The sequence below is a fragment of the Aeromonas sp. R7-1 genome (assembly GCF_040908115.1).
In the GTDB taxonomy this organism is placed as follows: domain Bacteria; phylum Pseudomonadota; class Gammaproteobacteria; order Enterobacterales; family Aeromonadaceae; genus Aeromonas; species Aeromonas caviae.
On sequence record NZ_JBFODD010000035.1, the window covers coordinates 57,320 to 74,538 of the forward strand.

Annotated in this window: 17 protein-coding genes; 12 read left to right on the forward strand and 5 right to left on the reverse strand. The window is 63.1% G+C overall.

Annotated features, from left to right (window positions below):
- Window positions 1–179: 179 nt before the first annotated feature.
- On the forward strand, window positions 180–851 hold the full coding sequence (locus AB5Y51_RS08010) for a transcriptional regulator (protein ID WP_025202524.1): 672 nt from the start codon (window positions 180–182) through the stop codon (window positions 849–851).
- A gap of 26 nt (window positions 852–877) precedes the next feature.
- The gene (locus AB5Y51_RS08015; RefSeq protein WP_039039696.1) at window positions 878–2,185 is read left to right on the forward strand and encodes a serine dehydratase subunit alpha family protein; all 1,308 of its coding nucleotides are present in this window, start codon (window positions 878–880) and stop codon (window positions 2,183–2,185) included.
- A 72-nt stretch (window positions 2,186–2,257) separates the two neighbouring features.
- On the opposite strand, the gene AB5Y51_RS08020 is transcribed toward AB5Y51_RS08015, so the two are convergent.
- Window positions 2,258–3,013 carry an outer membrane protein assembly factor BamD gene (locus AB5Y51_RS08020; protein WP_368178259.1) on the reverse strand — a complete coding sequence of 252 codons (756 nt, stop codon included), beginning with the start codon at window positions 3,011–3,013 and terminating at the stop codon, window positions 2,258–2,260.
- A 116-nt stretch (window positions 3,014–3,129) separates the two neighbouring features.
- On the opposite strand from AB5Y51_RS08020, the gene rluD reads away from it, so the two are divergent.
- From rluD to AB5Y51_RS08040, 4 genes are all read left to right on the forward strand, one after another.
- The gene (gene rluD / locus AB5Y51_RS08025) at window positions 3,130–4,110 is read left to right on the forward strand and encodes a 23S rRNA pseudouridine(1911/1915/1917) synthase RluD (protein ID WP_042864780.1); all 981 of its coding nucleotides are present in this window, start codon (window positions 3,130–3,132) and stop codon (window positions 4,108–4,110) included.
- 119 nt (window positions 4,111–4,229) lie between these two features.
- A complete protein-coding gene (gene pgeF / locus AB5Y51_RS08030) occupies window positions 4,230–4,967 on the forward strand; it encodes a peptidoglycan editing factor PgeF (RefSeq protein ID WP_183149043.1) in 738 nt (245 codons plus the stop codon).
- Between the two features lie 250 nt (window positions 4,968–5,217).
- Window positions 5,218–7,791: an ATP-dependent chaperone ClpB gene (gene clpB, locus AB5Y51_RS08035; protein ID WP_010675989.1), complete on the forward strand. Its 2,574-nt coding sequence runs from the start codon at window positions 5,218–5,220 to the stop codon at window positions 7,789–7,791.
- A gap of 60 nt (window positions 7,792–7,851) precedes the next feature.
- Window positions 7,852–8,676 carry an MBL fold metallo-hydrolase gene (locus AB5Y51_RS08040; protein ID WP_010675988.1) on the forward strand — a complete coding sequence of 275 codons (825 nt, stop codon included), beginning with the start codon at window positions 7,852–7,854 and terminating at the stop codon, window positions 8,674–8,676.
- Window positions 8,677–8,904: 228 nt separating this feature from the next.
- On the opposite strand, the gene asnA is transcribed toward AB5Y51_RS08040, so the two are convergent.
- Window positions 8,905–9,897 carry an aspartate--ammonia ligase gene (gene asnA, locus AB5Y51_RS08045; protein ID WP_330144012.1) on the reverse strand — a complete coding sequence of 331 codons (993 nt, stop codon included), beginning with the start codon at window positions 9,895–9,897 and terminating at the stop codon, window positions 8,905–8,907.
- 154 nt (window positions 9,898–10,051) lie between these two features.
- Here asnA and asnC point away from each other — a divergent pair, with 154 nt between their 5' ends.
- Window positions 10,052–10,513: a transcriptional regulator AsnC gene (gene asnC / locus AB5Y51_RS08050; protein WP_041214272.1), complete on the forward strand. Its 462-nt coding sequence runs from the start codon at window positions 10,052–10,054 to the stop codon at window positions 10,511–10,513.
- Between the two features lie 101 nt (window positions 10,514–10,614).
- On the opposite strand, the gene AB5Y51_RS08055 is transcribed toward asnC, so the two are convergent.
- Together AB5Y51_RS08055 and AB5Y51_RS08060 are read right to left on the reverse strand one after the other, a co-directional pair.
- Window positions 10,615–11,379, reverse strand: coding sequence for an ABC transporter substrate-binding protein (locus AB5Y51_RS08055; RefSeq protein WP_039039620.1), 765 nt, complete (start codon window positions 11,377–11,379; stop codon window positions 10,615–10,617).
- A gap of 248 nt (window positions 11,380–11,627) precedes the next feature.
- Window positions 11,628–12,032: a CBS domain-containing protein gene (locus AB5Y51_RS08060; protein WP_042014362.1), complete on the reverse strand. Its 405-nt coding sequence runs from the start codon at window positions 12,030–12,032 to the stop codon at window positions 11,628–11,630.
- Between the two features lie 159 nt (window positions 12,033–12,191).
- Here AB5Y51_RS08060 and AB5Y51_RS08065 point away from each other — a divergent pair, with 159 nt between their 5' ends.
- The gene (locus tag AB5Y51_RS08065) at window positions 12,192–12,896 is read left to right on the forward strand and encodes an SDR family oxidoreductase (RefSeq protein WP_039039618.1); all 705 of its coding nucleotides are present in this window, start codon (window positions 12,192–12,194) and stop codon (window positions 12,894–12,896) included.
- A 58-nt stretch (window positions 12,897–12,954) separates the two neighbouring features.
- Here the strand turns inward: AB5Y51_RS08065 and folK are convergent, their stop codons facing one another.
- Window positions 12,955–13,500 (reverse strand): 2-amino-4-hydroxy-6-hydroxymethyldihydropteridine diphosphokinase, encoded by a 546-nt coding sequence (gene folK, locus AB5Y51_RS08070; RefSeq protein ID WP_041211930.1) that lies wholly within the window; start codon window positions 13,498–13,500, stop codon window positions 12,955–12,957.
- A 137-nt stretch (window positions 13,501–13,637) separates the two neighbouring features.
- Between folK and AB5Y51_RS08075 the strand changes: the two genes are divergently transcribed.
- The 4 genes from AB5Y51_RS08075 (at window position 13,638) to AB5Y51_RS08090 (ending at window position 17,183) form a co-directional block, all read left to right on the forward strand.
- Window positions 13,638–13,718 carry a YnhF family membrane protein gene (locus AB5Y51_RS08075; RefSeq protein WP_223302605.1) on the forward strand — a complete coding sequence of 27 codons (81 nt, stop codon included), beginning with the start codon at window positions 13,638–13,640 and terminating at the stop codon, window positions 13,716–13,718.
- 102 nt (window positions 13,719–13,820) lie between these two features.
- A complete protein-coding gene (locus tag AB5Y51_RS08080; protein ID WP_323920567.1) occupies window positions 13,821–15,233 on the forward strand; it encodes an ATP-binding protein in 1,413 nt (470 codons plus the stop codon).
- Window positions 15,234–15,338: 105 nt separating this feature from the next.
- Complete coding sequence (locus tag AB5Y51_RS08085; RefSeq protein WP_039039694.1) at window positions 15,339–15,848, forward strand: hypothetical protein; 510 nt, start codon at window positions 15,339–15,341, stop codon at window positions 15,846–15,848.
- A gap of 54 nt (window positions 15,849–15,902) precedes the next feature.
- On the forward strand, window positions 15,903–17,183 hold the full coding sequence (locus AB5Y51_RS08090; RefSeq protein WP_010675978.1) for a sigma 54-interacting transcriptional regulator: 1,281 nt from the start codon (window positions 15,903–15,905) through the stop codon (window positions 17,181–17,183).
- Window positions 17,184–17,219: the final 36 nt, after the last annotated feature.

Consider the following 17,219-nt stretch of genomic DNA (forward strand, 5'->3'; position numbering starts at 1 on the left):
CCAAAAAACCACCTTGAAGGCCTCTCATGGGGCCTTTTTGTCATTTCAGTCGTGATTTTGCTCACATTTTGTGGTGTTGTCTCACCAGTCGGGCATAATGCCCGCGCAAAAAGCGGATTTGCTCAATTTTATTTGAGTCCGCTTCGAATATCCTTACCCAACGTTGACCGGATGACCCCATGACCGAGGTAGCTCCCTTGCGCGACGCCAGCACACTGACCGATGAAGAGCGCCATCTGATTGCCAGCTTCGAGCCTGCGGTGGCGGCGCTGTCCGCCCTGTTTGGCCCTGGCTGCGAGGTGGTGCTGCACGCCTTTGACAGTCTGCACGCCTCCGTCATCAAGATTGCCAACGGCCACATCACCGGCCGCCAGGAGGGAGCGCCGGTCACCGATTTTGCGCTCGACAAGTTGCACAGTGCCGCCGGCAGCCAGTGGAGCAGCTATTTCTCCCGCTCCCGGGAGGGCACCCTGCTGAAGTCTTCGTCCATCACCATCAGCAACCGCGAGGGCAAACCCATCGGTATGCTGTGCGTGAATTTCAGCCTGGACACGCCCCTTGGCAGCCTGCTCGACACCTTTGCCCCGCCCGCAGTGCCCCCTGCCCACGGCACCGAGACCTTCGCCAGCTCGGTGGATGATCTGGTGGCGCAGGTGATCGCCAAGGTGGACAGGGATCCCGGGCTGGGCAGCAGCGTGCGCAACAAGGCGATCGTGCACCGGCTCTACGACATGGGCATCTTCGAGATCAAGGATGCAGCCCAACTGGTGGCCGAGCTGCTCGGCATCTCCCGCCATACCGTTTACCTGCATATCCGCAATCACAAGGCGGAACTGGCCGAACAACAATGACGAGCCCGCACGCGGGCGCCATGAACATGAGACACATCGCAATGAACGCACAATGGACCGACTTTATTACCCTGCTCAAGCGTGAAGTGGTGCCGGCCCTCGGCTGCACCGAGCCCATGTCGGTCGCCCTGGCGGCGGCCAACTGCCGCAAGCTGCTGGGGCAGGTACCGACTCGCACCCGCGTCTGGGTCAGCGGCAATCTGTTCAAGAACGGCATGGGGGTCGGCGTGCCCGGCACCGGCATGATCGGCCTGCCGGTGGCCGCCGCCGTCGGCATCACCGGTGGCAACCCGGATGCCGGGCTGGAGGTGCTCAAGAGCCTCACGCCGGATCAGGTCGAGGCGGCCAAGGGGCTGCTGCCCACCATAGAGGTGGATGTGAAGGATGTGCCCGACGTGCTCTACGCCGAGGTGCTGGCCGAAGTGGAGGGGCACAGCGCCCGGGTGGTGATCTGTACCGACCATACCCGCATCGTGCTGATGGAGAAGGATGGCGAGGTGCTGATGGTGCAGGACAGCGCACCCGGGGTGCAGATCCAGCCAGCCAAGGCCGACAAGCCCGCCATGACCCTGAAGGAGATCGTGGCCTTCGCCCTGGAGGTGCCGCTGGTCGAGATCGACTTCATCCGCGAGGCGGCCACCATGAACCAGGCGCTGGCGGATGAAGGGCTGCAGGGCTATGGCCTGCGCATCGGCAAGATCCTCACCGATCAGGTGGAGCGCAAGCTGCTCTCCGACGACCTGATGACCCTGGCCATGCGCCTGTCGTCTGCCGCCTCCGATGCGCGGATGGATGGCGCCATGCTGCCCGCCATGTCCAACTCCGGTTCCGGCAACCAGGGCATTGCCGCCACCATGCCGGTGGTCGCCGCGGCCCGCTTCCTCAAGGCCGATGACGAGCAGCTGGCCCGTGCCCTGGTGATGAGCCACCTGGTGGCCATCTACATCAAGGCCTACCAGAACAAGCTCTCCGCCCTGTGTGCCGCCAGTACCGCCGCCATGGGATCGGGGGCCGCCATCACCTGGCTGCTGGGGGGCCAGTTCGAGCAGATCAGCCACTGCATCAACAACATGATTGGGGATGTTTCCGGCATCATCTGCGACGGCGCCGGCAGCGCCTGCTCCATGAAGGTCTCCACCTCCACCTCGGCGGCGGTGAAATCCTCGCTGATGGCCATCAACAACCTGCGCGTGCCCCAGAGCGAGGGGATCGTCTCGGACGATGTGGACCAGACCATCGCCAACCTGGGCCGCCTCTCCAGGGAGGGGATGCTGGATACCGACATCGAGATCATCAACATCATGCGGGCCAAGCAGCAGGGTAAGCACCAGTGACCCCGGAGTGCCGCCGTCGGACAATAAAAAACCGGAGCCAGTGGCTCCGGTTTTTTATTGTCCGTTCGCTACTCAGCCGCGACCGAGACGGTTGTCCGGGTAGTTCTTGGCCAGCACTTCTCGGGCATGCTGGGCCAGGGTCGGCATCTTCAGGGTGTCATAGGCGTTGACCATGATCTCCAGCGCCTTCTCGGTCTCCACTGTGTCGGGATAGGTCTCGACGATCAGCTTGGCGCGGTTGGCGGCGGCGATCAGGGCGTCACGCTTGACGTAGTACTCGGCTACCCCCAGGTCATAGCGGGCAAGACGGTTCTTCAGGCCGATCATGCGGGCACGGGCATCGGCTGCATAGTTGCTGTTGGGGTAGTTCTGCAGCAGGGTCTTGAAGTCCTGGAAGGCCTGACGGGCGTAGGAGGGGTCCTTGTCATCCCGATTGATGCCGAGGAAATCCTGGAAGAAGTTGTAATCCGCCGCCATGTTGGTCAGGCCGCGCATATAGAAGACGTAATCGATGTTCTTGTGCGCCGGGTTCAGGCGGATAAAACGGTCGATGTTGGCGATCGCCTGGGCGGTATCATCCTGCTTGTAGTAGGCATAGATGAGATCGAGCTGAACCTGGTTGGAGTAGGCACCGAACGGGTAACGAGAGTCCAGCGCTTCCAGCAGTTCGATGGCATTGAGGTAGTTGCCGGTATCCAGTTTGATGCGGGCTTTCTGGTACAGAACTTCCGGCGGTTCGTCGGGAACCTTGGGTTTGGTGCTGGAACAGCCAGTGATCAGAGTAGCGACCAAGGCGAGCGACATCAGCAGGTGAGACTTCTTTCCCATCAACAACATCCGGTCCATTTCCACGAAATTGGCAAAGTATCCGTTATGCTTGGCTAAAAGAAAAGCTAGAATACCCGGATTATTTCGAATTGATACCCCCGCTCAAGAGACCATACATGAGCCAGCATATTGAACTGACAGGCGAATTTCAGGATCACCAATTCGGGCAACGACTCGACCAGGCCCTAGCCGAATTGTTTCCCGACTACTCCCGGACCCGCATCAAGGAGTGGATTTTACAGGACAGAGTGACCCTGGACGGTCAGGTTGCCAATACCCCGCGCGAGAAAGTGGTGGCCGGGCAGCAGGTACATGTGAATGTGGAACTGGCAGACGACACCCGCTGGGATGCCCAGAACATCGAGCTGAACATCGTCTATGAAGATGAACACATCCTGGTGATCGACAAGCCGGCCGGCCTGGTGGTTCACCCGGGCGCCGGTACGCCGGACGGCACCGTGCTCAACGCCCTGCTGCACCGCTACCCCGGCATCGCCGAGGTCCCCCGCGCCGGTATCGTGCACCGTCTGGACAAAGACACCACGGGACTGATGGTGGTGGCCAAGACCATTCCCGCCCAGACCCACCTGGTGGAAGCCCTGCAGGCACGCCAGATCACCCGTGAGTACGAGGCGATTGCCATCGGTCACATGACCGCCGGCGGCACCGTCGATGCCCCCATCGGTCGTCACCCGACCCAGCGTACCCACATGGCAGTGGTGCCCAACGGGCGCGAGTCCGTCACCCACTACCGGGTGCACGAGAAGTTCCGTGGTCACACCCGTCTGCGGTTGCGCCTGGAGACCGGCCGTACCCACCAGATCCGTGTCCACATGGCCCACATCAAGCATCCGCTGGTGGGGGATCCCGCCTACGGCGGTCGTCTGCGTCTGCTGCGCAACGCCACCCCCGAACTGACCGAGGCCCTGCGCGCTTTCCACCGTCAGGCGCTGCACGCCACCATGCTGAAGCTGGCGCACCCCATCACGGGTGAAGTGATGGAGTGGCACTCCCCCACGCCGCAGGACATGGTGGCGCTGATGGAAGTGCTGCGGGCGGATACCCTGGCCAATCCGGACGATCTGGTCTGGAACTGATCCCGAGGGCGGCCTTGCGACGATTCCTGCCGTAACCTGCCCTCCATGATCTGATGCGGGGCCCCTTGACTGGTTGCAGCCAAGGGGCCCCGTTTTCATATGAACGAAAGGAGCCACAGATGAACTGGATCGCACCCGACTGGCCCGCACCGGGCAATGTCAGGGCTCTCTCGACCACCCGGGACGGCGGCATCAGCGAAGGGGTCTTTGCCGGTCTGAACCTCGGGGCCCATGTGGGCGATGCACCGGCCAGGGTCGAGGCCAACCGCGCCCGACTGCAACAGGTGGCGGGGATCCCCGGCACTCTCAACTGGCTCAACCAGGTACATGGCATCGCCGTCCATCCGGTGAGCGACCGTTATGAGCGCGCACCGGATGCCGATGCCGCCTGTGCGCATGAGGCGGGGCAGGCCTGCATCGTGATGACTGCCGACTGCCTGCCGGTGCTGTTCTGCGATCGGGCAGGCACCGTAGTGGCGGCGGCCCATGCCGGTTGGCGCGGATTGCTGGGGGGCGTATTGGAGGCAAGCATCGCCGCCATGGGCTGCGAGCCTGGCGAGATCCTGGCCTGGCTGGGCCCGGCCATCGGTCCCGCCGCGTTCGAAGTGGGTGGCGAAGTGCGTGAGGCCTTCATGACGGAGCAGGCGGAAGCGGCGACTGCATTCGTGCCATCCCTCAACGAAGGGAAATGGCTGGCGGATATCTACCAGCTGGCCCGACTGCGCCTCGCCCGCGCCGGTGTCACCGCCATCTATGGCGGCGAATACTGCACCTTCAGCGACAGCGAGCGCTTCTACTCCTATCGCCGCGACGGACAGACGGGTCGCATGGCCTCCCTTGTGTGGCTGGAAAAATAGCCGAAGAGGCGCTCGCGAGTGGCCGCAAGCGCCTCTTCACTCCTTGGTGATGGCCCTTTGGCGACCATGTCTTGCTGCCGAGCAGGCTCAGGGTGCAGGCTGCCATTGCGAGGTCGTTTTCCCTCGGTCACCGCTATTGAGGAAAAAATAAACAGCCACCCCTTGAAATTGCCCTTCAAGACCACATCTTCCTTGTCAGAAAGCGATGTTGTTGCCGCGCATGCGGCGTCTGTCTTGAAGGGGGAGTGCAATGCGCCTCGATCGCCTGACCAGCAAATTCCAGATTGCCATTTCCGATGCCCAGTCTCTTGCACTGGGTCGTGACCACCAATTCATCGAACCCGTCCATCTGATGAGCGCCTTGCTCAATCAGGACGGCGGATCCATTCGTCCGCTGCTCACCCTGACCGGGCTCGACATCAATACCCTGCGCTCGCGCCTCGGCGAGGAGCTGGATCGCCTGCCCCGCGTCAGTGGGGTGGAAGGGGACGTACAGCTCTCCAACGGCCTCGGCCGCCTGCTCAACGTCTGCGACAAGCTGGCCCAGCAGCGCAAGGATCAGTTCATCTCGTCCGAGCTGTTCGTGCTGGCGGCCCTGGACGAGAAGGGGACGCTGGGCGAGCTGCTGCGTGCCCAGGGGCTGACCAAGGAAAAACTCGAGGCAGCCATCGACAAGGTCCGTGGCGGCAAGAAGGTGGAGGATGCCAACGCCGAGGAGAATCGCCAGGCGCTGGAGAAGTACACCATCGATCTCACCGAGCGGGCCGAACTCGGCAAGCTCGACCCGGTGATCGGCCGGGATGACGAAATTCGCCGCACCATCCAGGTGCTGCAACGCCGCACCAAGAACAACCCGGTGCTGATCGGCGCACCCGGCGTCGGCAAGACCGCCATCGTCGAGGGGCTGGCCCAGCGCATCATCAATGGCGAAGTGCCGGAAGGGCTCAAGAACAAGCGGGTGCTCTCCCTGGACATGGGGGCCCTGGTGGCCGGAGCCAAGTATCGCGGCGAGTTCGAGGAGCGGCTCAAAGCGGTTCTGAACGATCTGGCCAAGGAGGAGGGCAGCGTCATCCTCTTCGTGGACGAGCTGCACACCATGGTCGGTGCCGGCAAGGGCGAGGGTGCCATGGATGCGGGCAACATGCTCAAGCCCGCCCTGGCCCGCGGCGAGCTGCACTGCGTCGGGGCCACCACCCTCGATGAGTACAGGCAGTACGTGGAGAAGGATGCCGCGCTGGAGCGCCGTTTCCAGAAGGTGCTGGTGGAGGAGCCCTCGGTGGAGGACACCATCGCCATCCTGCGTGGCCTGAAGGAGCGCTACGAGCTGCACCACCATGTGCAGATCACCGACCCCGCCATCGTCGCGGCGGCCCAGCTCTCCCACCGCTACATCGCGGATCGCCAGCTGCCTGACAAGGCCATCGACCTCATCGACGAGGCGGCGGCCAGCATCCGGCTCCAGATCGACTCCAAGCCGGAATCCCTGGACCGGCTCGAGCGGCGCATCATCCAGCTCAAGCTGGAGCAGCAGGCGCTGATGAAGGAGGACGATGACGCCAGCCGCAAGCGCCTCGATCTGCTCAATCAGGAGCTGACGGAAAAAGAGCGGGAATACAACGAGCTGGAAGAGGTGTGGAAGGCCGAGAAGGCTGCCCTCGCCGGGACTCAGCACATCAAGGCAGCACTGGAGCAGGCCCGTCAGGATCTCGAGGTGGCGCGCCGCGCAGGGGACTTGGGCCGCATGTCCGAGTTGCAGTACGGCCGCATCCCGGAGCTGGAGAAACAGCTGGATCTCGCCACCCAGGCCGAGATGCAGGAGACCAGCCTGCTGCGCAACCGGGTCACCGACGTGGAGATCGCCGACGTCCTGGCCCGCTGGACTGGCATTCCGGTGGCCCGCATGCTGGAAGGGGAACGGGAGAAGCTGCTGCGGATGGAGGATCAGCTGCACAGCCGGGTGATCGGCCAGGAAGAGGCGGTGGACGCCGTCTCCAACGCCATTCGTCGCTCTCGTGCCGGGCTGTCCGACCCGAACCGCCCCATCGGCTCCTTCCTCTTCCTCGGCCCCACCGGGGTGGGCAAGACCGAGCTGTGCAAGGCGCTGGCGGAGTTCCTGTTCGATACCCAGGACGCCATGGTGCGGATCGACATGTCCGAGTTCATGGAGAAACACAGCGTGGCCCGTCTGGTGGGGGCGCCTCCGGGATACGTGGGTTACGAGGAAGGGGGGTATCTCACCGAGGCGGTGCGCCGTCGCCCCTACTCGGTGATCCTGCTGGACGAGGTGGAGAAGGCGCATCCCGATGTCTTCAACATCCTGTTGCAGGTGCTGGACGATGGCCGCCTGACCGACGGTCAGGGGCGTACCGTGGACTTCCGCAACACGGTCGTCATCATGACCTCCAACCTCGGGTCTGATCTCATCCAGGAGCACCACTCCGAGAAGGATTACGACGAGATGAAGGCCATGCTGATGGAGGTGCTGACCCGCAGCTTCCGGCCGGAGTTCATCAACCGGATCGACGAGACCGTGGTGTTCCACCCCCTCGGTGAGGAGCACATCAAGTCCATCGCCCGCATCCAGCTCAAGAGCCTGATGAACCGTCTGGAGTCCCAGGGCTTCGAGGTGGAGGTGAGCGAGGAGCTGCTGACCAAGCTGGTTCATGCCGGGTTCGATCCCGTCTACGGGGCGCGCCCCCTCAAGCGGGCGATCCAGCAGAAGGTGGAGAACCCGCTGGCCCAGGCCCTGCTCAGCGGTCGGGTCATCCCGGGCAAGACACTGCGGCTGGGGGCCGACAGCAACGGCCTCACCATGACCCAGTAATGGGATTGTCGATGAAAAACGCAGGCCTCGTGCCTGCGTTTTGTTTTCTGAGGGATTGAGATGCTGACGTTTTCCGTTTTGGTGGATGACGACGTTCATCTGCCTGGCTGTCTGCCCGAGCGAGGGTTGGCGCTGCTGCTGGAGTGTGACGGCCTCAGGGTGCTGTTCGACAGCGGCCGTGGCCGGGCGCTGTGCCACAACGCCGCCGTGATGGGGATCGATCTCGCCTCTCTCACCCATGTGGTGCTCTCTCACGGTCATTACGACCATGTGGGCGGGGTCGGCTCGCTGCCCGCCTATCCAAGACCCATCCCGCTCATCGCCTGTCCGGACGTGTTCTGCGAGCGGGGCTACTTCCTGTCGCTGCCCTTCTGGCGGCGCAACCTCTATCGCCTGTCGGGGGCGCTGGCTCGGGAGTCGCTGTCGGCCAGAGGCTTGCTTCCCCACTGCTCGTCCGAGCCGATGTGGCTCTCGGATCGTCTGGTGTTCCTCGGCAGCATTGTGCGGCGCGACCGGGCTGCGCCTTCGCTGCTCGGCTACATAGTGCGGGGTGGGCGGGTGGAGAAAGACCTCATCAGCGACGACTCGGCGCTGGCCTACAAGAGCGAGCAGGGGCTCATCGTCTTTATCGGCTGCGGTCACGCCGGGGTCGAGAACATCATCGAGTGGGCCAAGGAGGTGTGTGGCGACGAGCGGATCCACGCCGTCATCGGCGGCCTGCACCTGAAGTTTTCCGGCCCAGAGCGGGCGGTGGCGCTCGGAGCCTATCTGCAGGAAGAGGCGGTGGAGCGGTTGTTTGCCTGCCACTGCACCGGCAGCAGAAAGGCGGGGCTGCCGCGCCAGCACCAGATCGGGGCGGGTTTTGAGCACAGTTTTTCGGCGTAAAAAAAACGGCAATCCGAAGATTGCCGGGAGGAATGTATTCGATGCGATCTGACGTGGGTTGAGCGGATCGCAGGGGCAAGCCCCAGGGTCGGCAGGCACAGTCAGCGACCATGCCCGCCTTACAGTCAGTCGGGATACGCTCTCCACCCCGGCTGACCAGCTTCGCTATCGCGTCTGTCCCGCGCCGTGTTGCCGCGATAGGAGGACAGAGGCAATCAAATCAATTCGTTACAGCATGTCCGCAATGGCGGCCTTCATCTCGGCCGGCCAGACGCCGACCTGGACCTGACCGATGTGCTCTTTTTGCAGCAGCAGCATGGCCAGACGGGATTGGCCGATGCCGCCGCCGATGGTTTGCGGCATGCGTTCTGCCAGCAGATCCTGATGCCAGTCGTACTGCAGGCGATCCTCGTCCCCGGTGATGGCCAGCTGACGGCGCAGGGCCTCTGCGTCCACCCGGATCCCCATGGAGGAGATCTCGAAGCTGTCTTCCAGCACCGGGTTCCACACCAGGATGTCACCGTTCAGACCCGCCAGCCCCAGCTCGCTCTCGCTGCTCCAGTCGTCGTAGTCCGGGGCACGGACGTCGTGGCGTTCGCCGTGGGAGAGGGCGCCACCGATGCCGATGAGGAAGACCGCCCCCAGCTCTTTGGCGATGGCGCGCTCGCGTCCCTTGGCATCAAGGTCCGGGTAGCGGGTCAGCAGCTCTTCACTGTGCAGGAACTGAATATCCGCCGGCAGGAAGGGGGTCAGGTCGTGCTCGGCACAGACCGCGCGCTCGGTGGCCTTGATGGCGGCCCAGATGCCGCGCACCGTCTCCTGCAGATAGGCCAGATCCCGGCGCTCGCCCGGCATCACCTTCTCCCAGTCCCACTGGTCGACGTAGACGGAGTGAATGGGGCTGAGACGTTCCTCGTCCGGACGCAGTGCCTTCATGTGGGTGTAGATGCCTTCACCCGGGCCGAAACCGAAGCGACCCAGAGTCTGGCGCTTCCACTTGGCCAGGGAGTGGACCACTTCATAGCTGTGCTCCGGCAGGGTTTTCACCTTGACCTGCACTGCATGCTCGCAGCCGGAGAGGTTGTCCTGGGTGCCGTCACCGACCCGGCTCAGAATGGGGGCTTGTACCTCCATCAGGCCGAGTTGCAGTGCGAGTTGGCGGGAGAACATCTCTTTGACGAAGCTGATCTGCTGTTGGCTGCGGATGTAGTGCTGTTTCATGCTGAATTACCTGTCGTGAATCCGTTGAATGCGGTGATTCTTCAATAGAATGCCAACTAAATTCAATATTCGATAATTGAAATAGGCTTTGTGTATTTTTTTCTTCAAAATAAGCCATCAATTAATGATGAATCATTAAAAGGAGAGCAAAAAAGTGTCAGAAAATTATCGGATCGATAATCTCGATCAGGCCATCCTCTCCGCCCTGATGGAGAATGCGCGCCTGCCTTACGCCGAGCTGGCCAAACAACTGCTGGTGAGCCCGGGCACCATCCACGTGCGGGTAGAGAAGATGAAGCAGGCGGGCATCATCGAGGGAACGCGGGTGCAGGTGAACCCCAAGAAGCTGGGCTACGACGTCTGCTGCTTCATCGGGATCAACCTCAAGAGCGCCAAGGATTACCCGTCGGCCCTGGCCAAGCTGCAGGCGCTGGACGAGGTGGTGGAGGCCTACTACACCACCGGCCACTACAGCATCTTCATGAAGGTGATGACCCGCTCCATCGACGAGTTGCAGACGGTACTGATCCACAAGATCCAGACCATCGACGAGATCCAGTCCACCGAGACGCTGATTTCGCTGCAAAACCCGATCCTGCGGGATGTGAAGCCTTGAGTCGGGTGGTCTGAGGGGGGCGTAGAGACCCCTCTCCCGTGATAGACCCTGTTCGCGCAGCAGAATTCGACCCTGCGGGAGATGACACCCTGAACGGTGGATCAGGGTTCGATATAGGGGATGCCGTATTTGTCGTAGAGGGCTTTGAGCCGGCCGTCCCGCTTCATGTGCAGCAGTTCGGCATCATAGGCGGCCATCAGGGCCGGGGTGTCGGCATCGGCCCGGGAACGGGTCCAGACATTGAAGTAGGGGCTGGTCTTGAGGGGTTTTGGCAGGTAGTCGAGCTTGCCTTCCAGTCCCTCTTCTCTTATTTGGGTGAAGGCGGTGACCAGGGACATGGGCACCACGTCGATGCGACCGGCGATGAGTTTGCGCAGTTGCAGCTGGTTGATGGGGATCTCCTGGAAGTGATAGCTCGGGTCTGTCATGGCTGCCGCGAGCTCGGGGGTATAGGAGAAGTCCCGGGTGACACCGATACGCCAGGGTTTGAGATCCGTCAGATGGTCATAATGGATCCGGCCCGCGGACTCCTTGCGTATGAAGAAGTGCCAGCTATGGAGCATATGGGCCTGTTTGGGGTAGAGCAGATAGGCCTCCCGCTCCGGTTTGTAGGAGTGGGTCAGCAGCAGGTCATAGAAGCCGCTTTCGGCATTGCGGGTGAGCCTGGCCCCCGAATCGATGAGCTCAATCCTGATGGGGGTATGGAGCGTGCCGAAGATGGCGGTGACGAGATCAACGTCCAGCCCGCGAGGGTGTCCCTGTGCATCCAGCCACTTGAGAGGGGGCTCCAGGATGCCACCAATGACCAGCTCCCTGGCTGACAGCCAGCAGGGCAGCAGCAAGCAGAATACGAGCAAGCGTCGCACGTTACATCTCCTGAGCACTCGGGACGGGGTCGCATCCGGCAGGGACTGTGACCGGCACCTATCTAACTAGAGACGACCACGGATGGCAAACCCTGAAATGGGGAGGGGACAAACGAACGGTGCCGGTGGGAGGGGGGCGGGCTGCCTCGACAGGCCGCCCCGTGGCAGAGTCGGGTGGGGTGGACCAGCCACTCGCCGGCTGTGGACGGGAGGGGGGTCGGCATGACACGTGTGCGAGGTGGCCTGCCTCAGGTTGCCTGACACTGTTTCATCTGGGTGTTGAGGGCCTGCATCACCTGACGACGGCTGATGATGCCCGTCACCTTGCCTCCCTCCATCACTGGATAGACCTTGGGTCTGGCCCCGGCCATCTGGCGGGCGAGATCCACGATGTTGTCATCGGGAGAGACGAACAGCGGGGCCCGGCTCATCATATCTTCGACCAGAGTACGGGTGTCGCAGTGATAGCTGCCCGTGAGCAGGGCGGGAATGCAATCCTGCTCGGAGAGAAATCCGACGAGGTGCTGATGGTCATCCAGTACCGGCAGGCCCCCCAGGTTTGCCCGATGGAGTCTGTCCAGCGCCTCGGCCAGACCGAGGCCGGGGTGCAGTGAGTGGGTCAATGGCTGCATATGATCGCGAATTTGTAGCATGATGGTGGCTCCATGGGGGTCGATGGGGCCACTATGCCCGGTGACCGTGACAGGGGGCCAATGGGTTTTGCCTCGGACATCGATAGGTCATGGCCGATGAATGGGCCCTCCGTGCGATCCTGCATGGATCGGGGAGGGCGACAACCACAAGGAGAGGGTATGCGTGCATTGGTAACGGGCTGTGGCCGTCGCCTGGGATTCTATCTGTGCGAGCAGCTGGTGGCCGCTGGCTGGCAGGTGACGGGCAGCTATCGCAGCGAACGGCCCGAGCTGGATCGTCTGCGAGACGTGGGCGTCGAGCTGGTACAGGCGGACTTCACCCGGGAAGAGGAGGTGGGCGCCGTGGTGACGGCGCTGGCGGCCCATGAGGATCTTGCCCTGATCATCCACAATGCCTCCGCCTTCGAGCCCCAGGCGGCGGATCCTGCGGTGCAGCTGGCCCAGTTTGATCAGTTCTACCGGGTACACATGGCGGCTCCCTTCCAGCTCAACCGGGCGCTGGCCCCCGCCCTTGCCCGCCAGCCCAACGGGGGCATCATCCACATCACCGATATCTACATCCATGCCCCGGCGCCCCAGTTTGCCGCCTACGTGGCCACCAAGGCGGGAGCCCATTCCCTGGCCATGAGCTTTGCCCGCGAACTGGCACCCGCCGTGCGGGTCAACACCATAGAGCCTGGCCCCATCCTGTTTCTCGACGAGCACGGGGATGACTGGCGCCAGCAGGTGCTGGCGAAGACGCCGCTGGCGCGGGAAGGGGGTCTGGAGCCCATCTGGCAGGCGGTACAGATGCTGATGAAGAACGACTACATGACCGGGGCCAGCATCCGGGTGGACGGGGGGCGCGCCCTCGCCGTCATCTAGGGCAAGGCGGGCCGCCATGACATGAGGCGCCTTTGGGTGCCTCATGTGTGTGAACGGCTCAAGGGTGCCGGATGGCGGCGTGCCGGGAAGGGGGGCCGGGGTGGCCGTTGCCGGGAAGCAGGGCCTCGTCTTGCTGGCAGAGATGGATGGGGGCCTGGCCGATGCGCTGCTTCGCAAACACCTTGCTGCCCGGCAGGCCGAGGGTCACCTTGCCGGAGTCCACACTGCCGCCCTGATACATCTCCGCCAGCAGATCCCCCAGGTAGGCATCCACCCCGGCCTCGGCGAAGTCATCCCGTTCGCCGCAGGCCAGTATGTCGATGTCCAGTGGCCTGTCCGCCACCTTGCACAGGGGGTTGCTGCGATCCCGGCCATGGGCCAGCTCCATGGTGACAAACTCGGTCTTGAGCTGGACGGGGGAGAGGTCGCTCTGGACGACGAACAGGCAGTTGAGGAAGTCGTGGCGCGAATGCATGCCCACGGGCTTGGTCTGGATGACGGAACTCAGGTGAAGGCGACCAAAGCGGGCCAGCAATTCGGCGATGGCCTGACTGACGTGCAGGGCGGGGTCGAGATTGGATCCAATGCTACAGAGGTAAAACATGCTTTCCATTCCTTGGGTTGGGCTCGTCTGAAATATATACGCAGCTCACGGTTATGGGATTCACTATGAATTAACATGTCGTTATCTGTTGTGATCCAACGCTGATTGGCAGAAAGGAGGTTTGCATGAGCGTAGAAATGAAATGGGCACTGTTGGCCGCGTCAGGGGCCCTTGCCATGATCATTGTCATCTGTGTGGCGTCCGTCGGCCTGGCGTGAATCCGGCCTCGGTGAGCAATCAAACCGGCTTTATGGCCGGTTTTGCTTTTTGGGGCAGTGCGGATATGCTGGCTCCCCCATGACGAATCGAGACCGCAGAAGATGACCAAGGTTCGGCCCCGCTCCCTGCTCCAGGTAGTACTGATGGGCTTCGTGCTGGTGCTGATGCCCCTGGGGGGCATGATCTGGCACGACAGTCAGGCTCTCTCCCACCTGGGCCAGCTCACCAGCGACGAGATGGAACGTGCGGTGCGGGACACTCGCCGGGCGACGCTGCTCTCCACTCAGGCCATCGATCTGGAGCGCACCCTGCGCCGCTATGCGGTCCTGGGTGATGATCGCATCCTGGCCAGCTATCGGCAGCAGCTGGTGCGCTACCGGGAACTGCTCGCGACCCATCAGGACTCCATTCCGGATGCCGAGGTCTACGGGGATCTCGAGGCGGCGCTGGTCTGGCTCGACGGCCTGCAGGATCTGCGCAAGGCCAGGCAGGAGGCGACCAGCCCCCGTTTCACCGACTTCAACGAACTGAACCAGCAACTGGAGGTGGTCACCCGCAGCCAGGTGGATGATCACGTGACCCGCATGCGGGACGCCATCGTGGAGCTGAAACAGCAGATCTGGTGGGTCAGCGGCTTCGTGGTCGGGCTCAGCCTGCTGCTGGTGTTGCTCTTTACCTACCTCATCATCCACCCGGTACGTCAGATTGAGTCGCGGATCCTGAGCCTGGGCGCCGGTGTCGAACCGGATCAGCGCCCGGTGGATGGCCCGGCCGAACTGGTGCTGCTGGGGGAGCGGATCAGCTGGCTGCACGACAAGCTCAAGGAGCTGGAACAGCAGAAATACCAGTTCCTGCGCCACGTATCCCACGAGCTGAAAACCCCCCTTGCCGTGCTGCGGGAGGGGGCTGATCTGCTCTCGGAGCAGCTGGTGGGGCCCCTCAACGGGGATCAGCAGGAGATCTGCCAGATGCTGGAGGAGAACAGCCGCCGTCTGCAGACCCTGATCGAGCGGCTGCTCGACTTCAACCGCCTCAGCCAGCAGGAGGTGTTCACCCTGTCCGAGGTGCCCCTGGCGCCCTTGTTGTCAGACTTGTCCGAAGAGTACCGGCTCGCGCTGGAATCCAAGCAAATCAGTGTACACTTGCCGCCCGAGCCCATCAGCCTGCGGGCAGAGCCCTACCGCCTGCGACTCATCCTCGACAATCTATTTTCCAACGCGGTCAGCTATGGCGCCAGGGGCGGACAGATCTGGATCCGCGCCGGGGCGGGAGCGGGCGGCGGCTGGCTGGAGGTGGCCAACGAAGGGCCTGTCATCCCGCCAGACGAGCGGGAGCGCATCTTCGAGCCCTTTGAACAGGGCAGCATAGTGCGCCAAGGATTGCTGAAAGGCTCCGGCATGGGCCTCTCCATTGCCCGTGAGTCTGCCATGAGCCTGGGCGGCGAGCTCAGACTCATCGAGGATGCCCAGGCGGATGTCTGTTTCCGGCTGGATTTGAACGTGCGCCCGAGCTGACGGGCGTGGCGGCGACCCCGCAGGTGCGGGTGGCGCCTTGACACCGAATATTGAGAGGAGCGGGCAGGTGCCTCTTCCCCACCAGGATCTGAAGTGACATTCAAGATGAAACGATTTGTGATTCCCGTATTGATGATAGGCCTGCTCGCTGGCTGTTCCCTGCTGCCTTCTACCAGCCTCACCGAGCCTTCCCAGGAGGCGATTGCCAGGCGGATGGAGTTTGCCAACAAGGAGATGCAGGTGCGCCTGCAATACTCGGACTGGCTGCTGGCCAGCCATCCCCAGCAGCGGATGCAGGAGCGCCAGCGACTGGCCGGCGCCACCGACCTCGAGAGCCGGGTCAGCCTGGCCATGGTCAACACCCACCCGTCCGAATCGGTGGCCAGCCGCCGGGCCGGGCTGGATCAGCTGAAGGCTCTGTTGCCGGAGCTCGGTCTCGATGCCCAGGCCTTCCTGCGCAGCTGGATCGCCCTCGGGGAGGAGCTGCTGGTGCGAGACAGCCGCCGCGACGATCAGAGTCAGGAGGTGAAGCGTCTGCGCCAGCAGATAGAGCAGCTCTCCGCCATCGACGAGCAGCTCAACCAGCGTAAGCTCAATGGGGGAGGTCAGCCATGACAGCTCCGGACCGCGCCATAATGACCGCGTTTTTCGCCAAGAGGGGGTGAGAGCATGAGCCGTATTCTGCTGGTGGACGATGATGCCAGCCTGCTCAAGCTGATGAGCATGCGCCTGCGCAGCCAGGGTTACGAGGTGGATACCGCCGACAGCGCCGAAGGAGCGCTGGACAGGCTGCGCCAGCAACGGGCCGACCTGGTGCTGAGCGATCTGCGCATGGGGGGCATGGACGGGCTGGCGCTGTTCGAGCGGATCCAGTCCCAGTGGCTCGGCATGCCGGTGATCATCATGACCGCCCACGGCACCATTCCCGACGCCATCCAGGCGACCCGCTCCGGGGTATTCAGCTTCCTCACCAAGCCCATCGACAAGGACGAGCTGCTGGTCACCATAGAACATGCTCTCAGCCTGACCCGTCCGAAGCAGCAGCAGGAGTGGCAGTCCCTCATCCAGACGCGCAACCCGCAGATGGAGCAGTTGCTGATCCAGGCGAGCAGCATCGCCACCATGGACGTGCCCGTGCTGATTCTGGGCCCCTCCGGCGCCGGCAAGGGGGTGATGACCCAGGCGCTGCACCAGGCCAGCCACCGCCGCGACAAGCCGCTGCATACCATCAACTGTGCGGCTCTGCCCTGGCCCGCGCTGGACTTGCAGCTGTTCGGCGAGGATGGCCAGTCCGGCCTGTTTGCCGAGGCCAAAGGCGGCACCCTCTTCCTCGACGAGATAGGGGATCTGTCGGAGTCACTCCAGGCCAAGTTGCTCCAGGTGCTGGCGGAGTATGGTCAGGGCACCCCCGAGGTGCGAGTCATCAGCTCCAGCCATCAGGATCTGGTGACCGCTATGGAAGAGGGGCGTTTTCGCGAGGATCTCTTCTACCGCCTCAACGTGGCCAACATCACCCTGCCGCCGCTGAGCGCCCGCAGCGAGGACATCCCCCTGCTGGCCCGTCAGGCGCTGGACGATTACCGCAACCGTCACCCCGATTGCGCCGCCCTCGGCTTCTCGCCGGAGGCGCTGGCCCTGCTGGCCGCCGCGGCCTGGCCGGGCAACGTGCGCCAGCTCTGCGGGGTGGTGGAGCAGCTCGCGAGCCTCTGCTGCAGCCCGGTGATAGGCGCGGCCATGGTGGAGTCGGCCCTGAGTGGCGGCGGTGGCGGCATTCCCTCGTTCAACGAGGCGCGGGCCGAGTTTGAAAAGGAGTACCTGATCCGGCTGCTGCGCACCACGGAAGGCAATGTGACCCTGGCGGCCAACATGGCGGGGAGAAACCGCACCGACTTCTACAAGCTGCTGAATCGGCACGGCATCGAGGCGGCCAACTTCAAGTCGAAGGGATAGAAGGGATAAATGACAGAGGGGCGGCCCGTCGATGAC

Bases quoted from the DNA above. Each gene is read 5' to 3' on its own strand.
- AB5Y51_RS08010 (WP_025202524.1), top strand. From the start codon at position 180: ATGACCGAGGTAGCTCCCTTGCGCGACGCCAGCACACTGACCGATGAA.
- AB5Y51_RS08015 (WP_039039696.1), top strand. From the start codon at position 878: ATGAGACACATCGCAATGAACGCACAATGGACCGACTTTATTACCCTG.
- AB5Y51_RS08020 (WP_368178259.1), bottom strand. From the start codon at position 3,013: ATGGGAAAGAAGTCTCACCTGCTGATGTCGCTCGCCTTGGTCGCTACT.
- rluD (WP_042864780.1), top strand. From the start codon at position 3,130: ATGAGCCAGCATATTGAACTGACAGGCGAATTTCAGGATCACCAATTC.
- pgeF (WP_183149043.1), top strand. From the start codon at position 4,230: ATGAACTGGATCGCACCCGACTGGCCCGCACCGGGCAATGTCAGGGCT.
- clpB (WP_010675989.1), top strand. From the start codon at position 5,218: ATGCGCCTCGATCGCCTGACCAGCAAATTCCAGATTGCCATTTCCGAT.
- AB5Y51_RS08040 (WP_010675988.1), top strand. From the start codon at position 7,852: ATGCTGACGTTTTCCGTTTTGGTGGATGACGACGTTCATCTGCCTGGC.
- asnA (WP_330144012.1), bottom strand. From the start codon at position 9,897: ATGAAACAGCACTACATCCGCAGCCAACAGCAGATCAGCTTCGTCAAA.
- AB5Y51_RS08060 (WP_042014362.1), bottom strand. From the start codon at position 12,032: ATGCTACAAATTCGCGATCATATGCAGCCATTGACCCACTCACTGCAC.
- AB5Y51_RS08065 (WP_039039618.1), top strand. From the start codon at position 12,192: ATGCGTGCATTGGTAACGGGCTGTGGCCGTCGCCTGGGATTCTATCTG.
- folK (WP_041211930.1), bottom strand. From the start codon at position 13,500: ATGTTTTACCTCTGTAGCATTGGATCCAATCTCGACCCCGCCCTGCAC.
- AB5Y51_RS08075 (WP_223302605.1), top strand. From the start codon at position 13,638: ATGAAATGGGCACTGTTGGCCGCGTCAGGGGCCCTTGCCATGATCATT.
- AB5Y51_RS08080 (WP_323920567.1), top strand. From the start codon at position 13,821: ATGACCAAGGTTCGGCCCCGCTCCCTGCTCCAGGTAGTACTGATGGGC.
- AB5Y51_RS08085 (WP_039039694.1), top strand. From the start codon at position 15,339: ATGAAACGATTTGTGATTCCCGTATTGATGATAGGCCTGCTCGCTGGC.
- AB5Y51_RS08090 (WP_010675978.1), top strand. From the start codon at position 15,903: ATGAGCCGTATTCTGCTGGTGGACGATGATGCCAGCCTGCTCAAGCTG.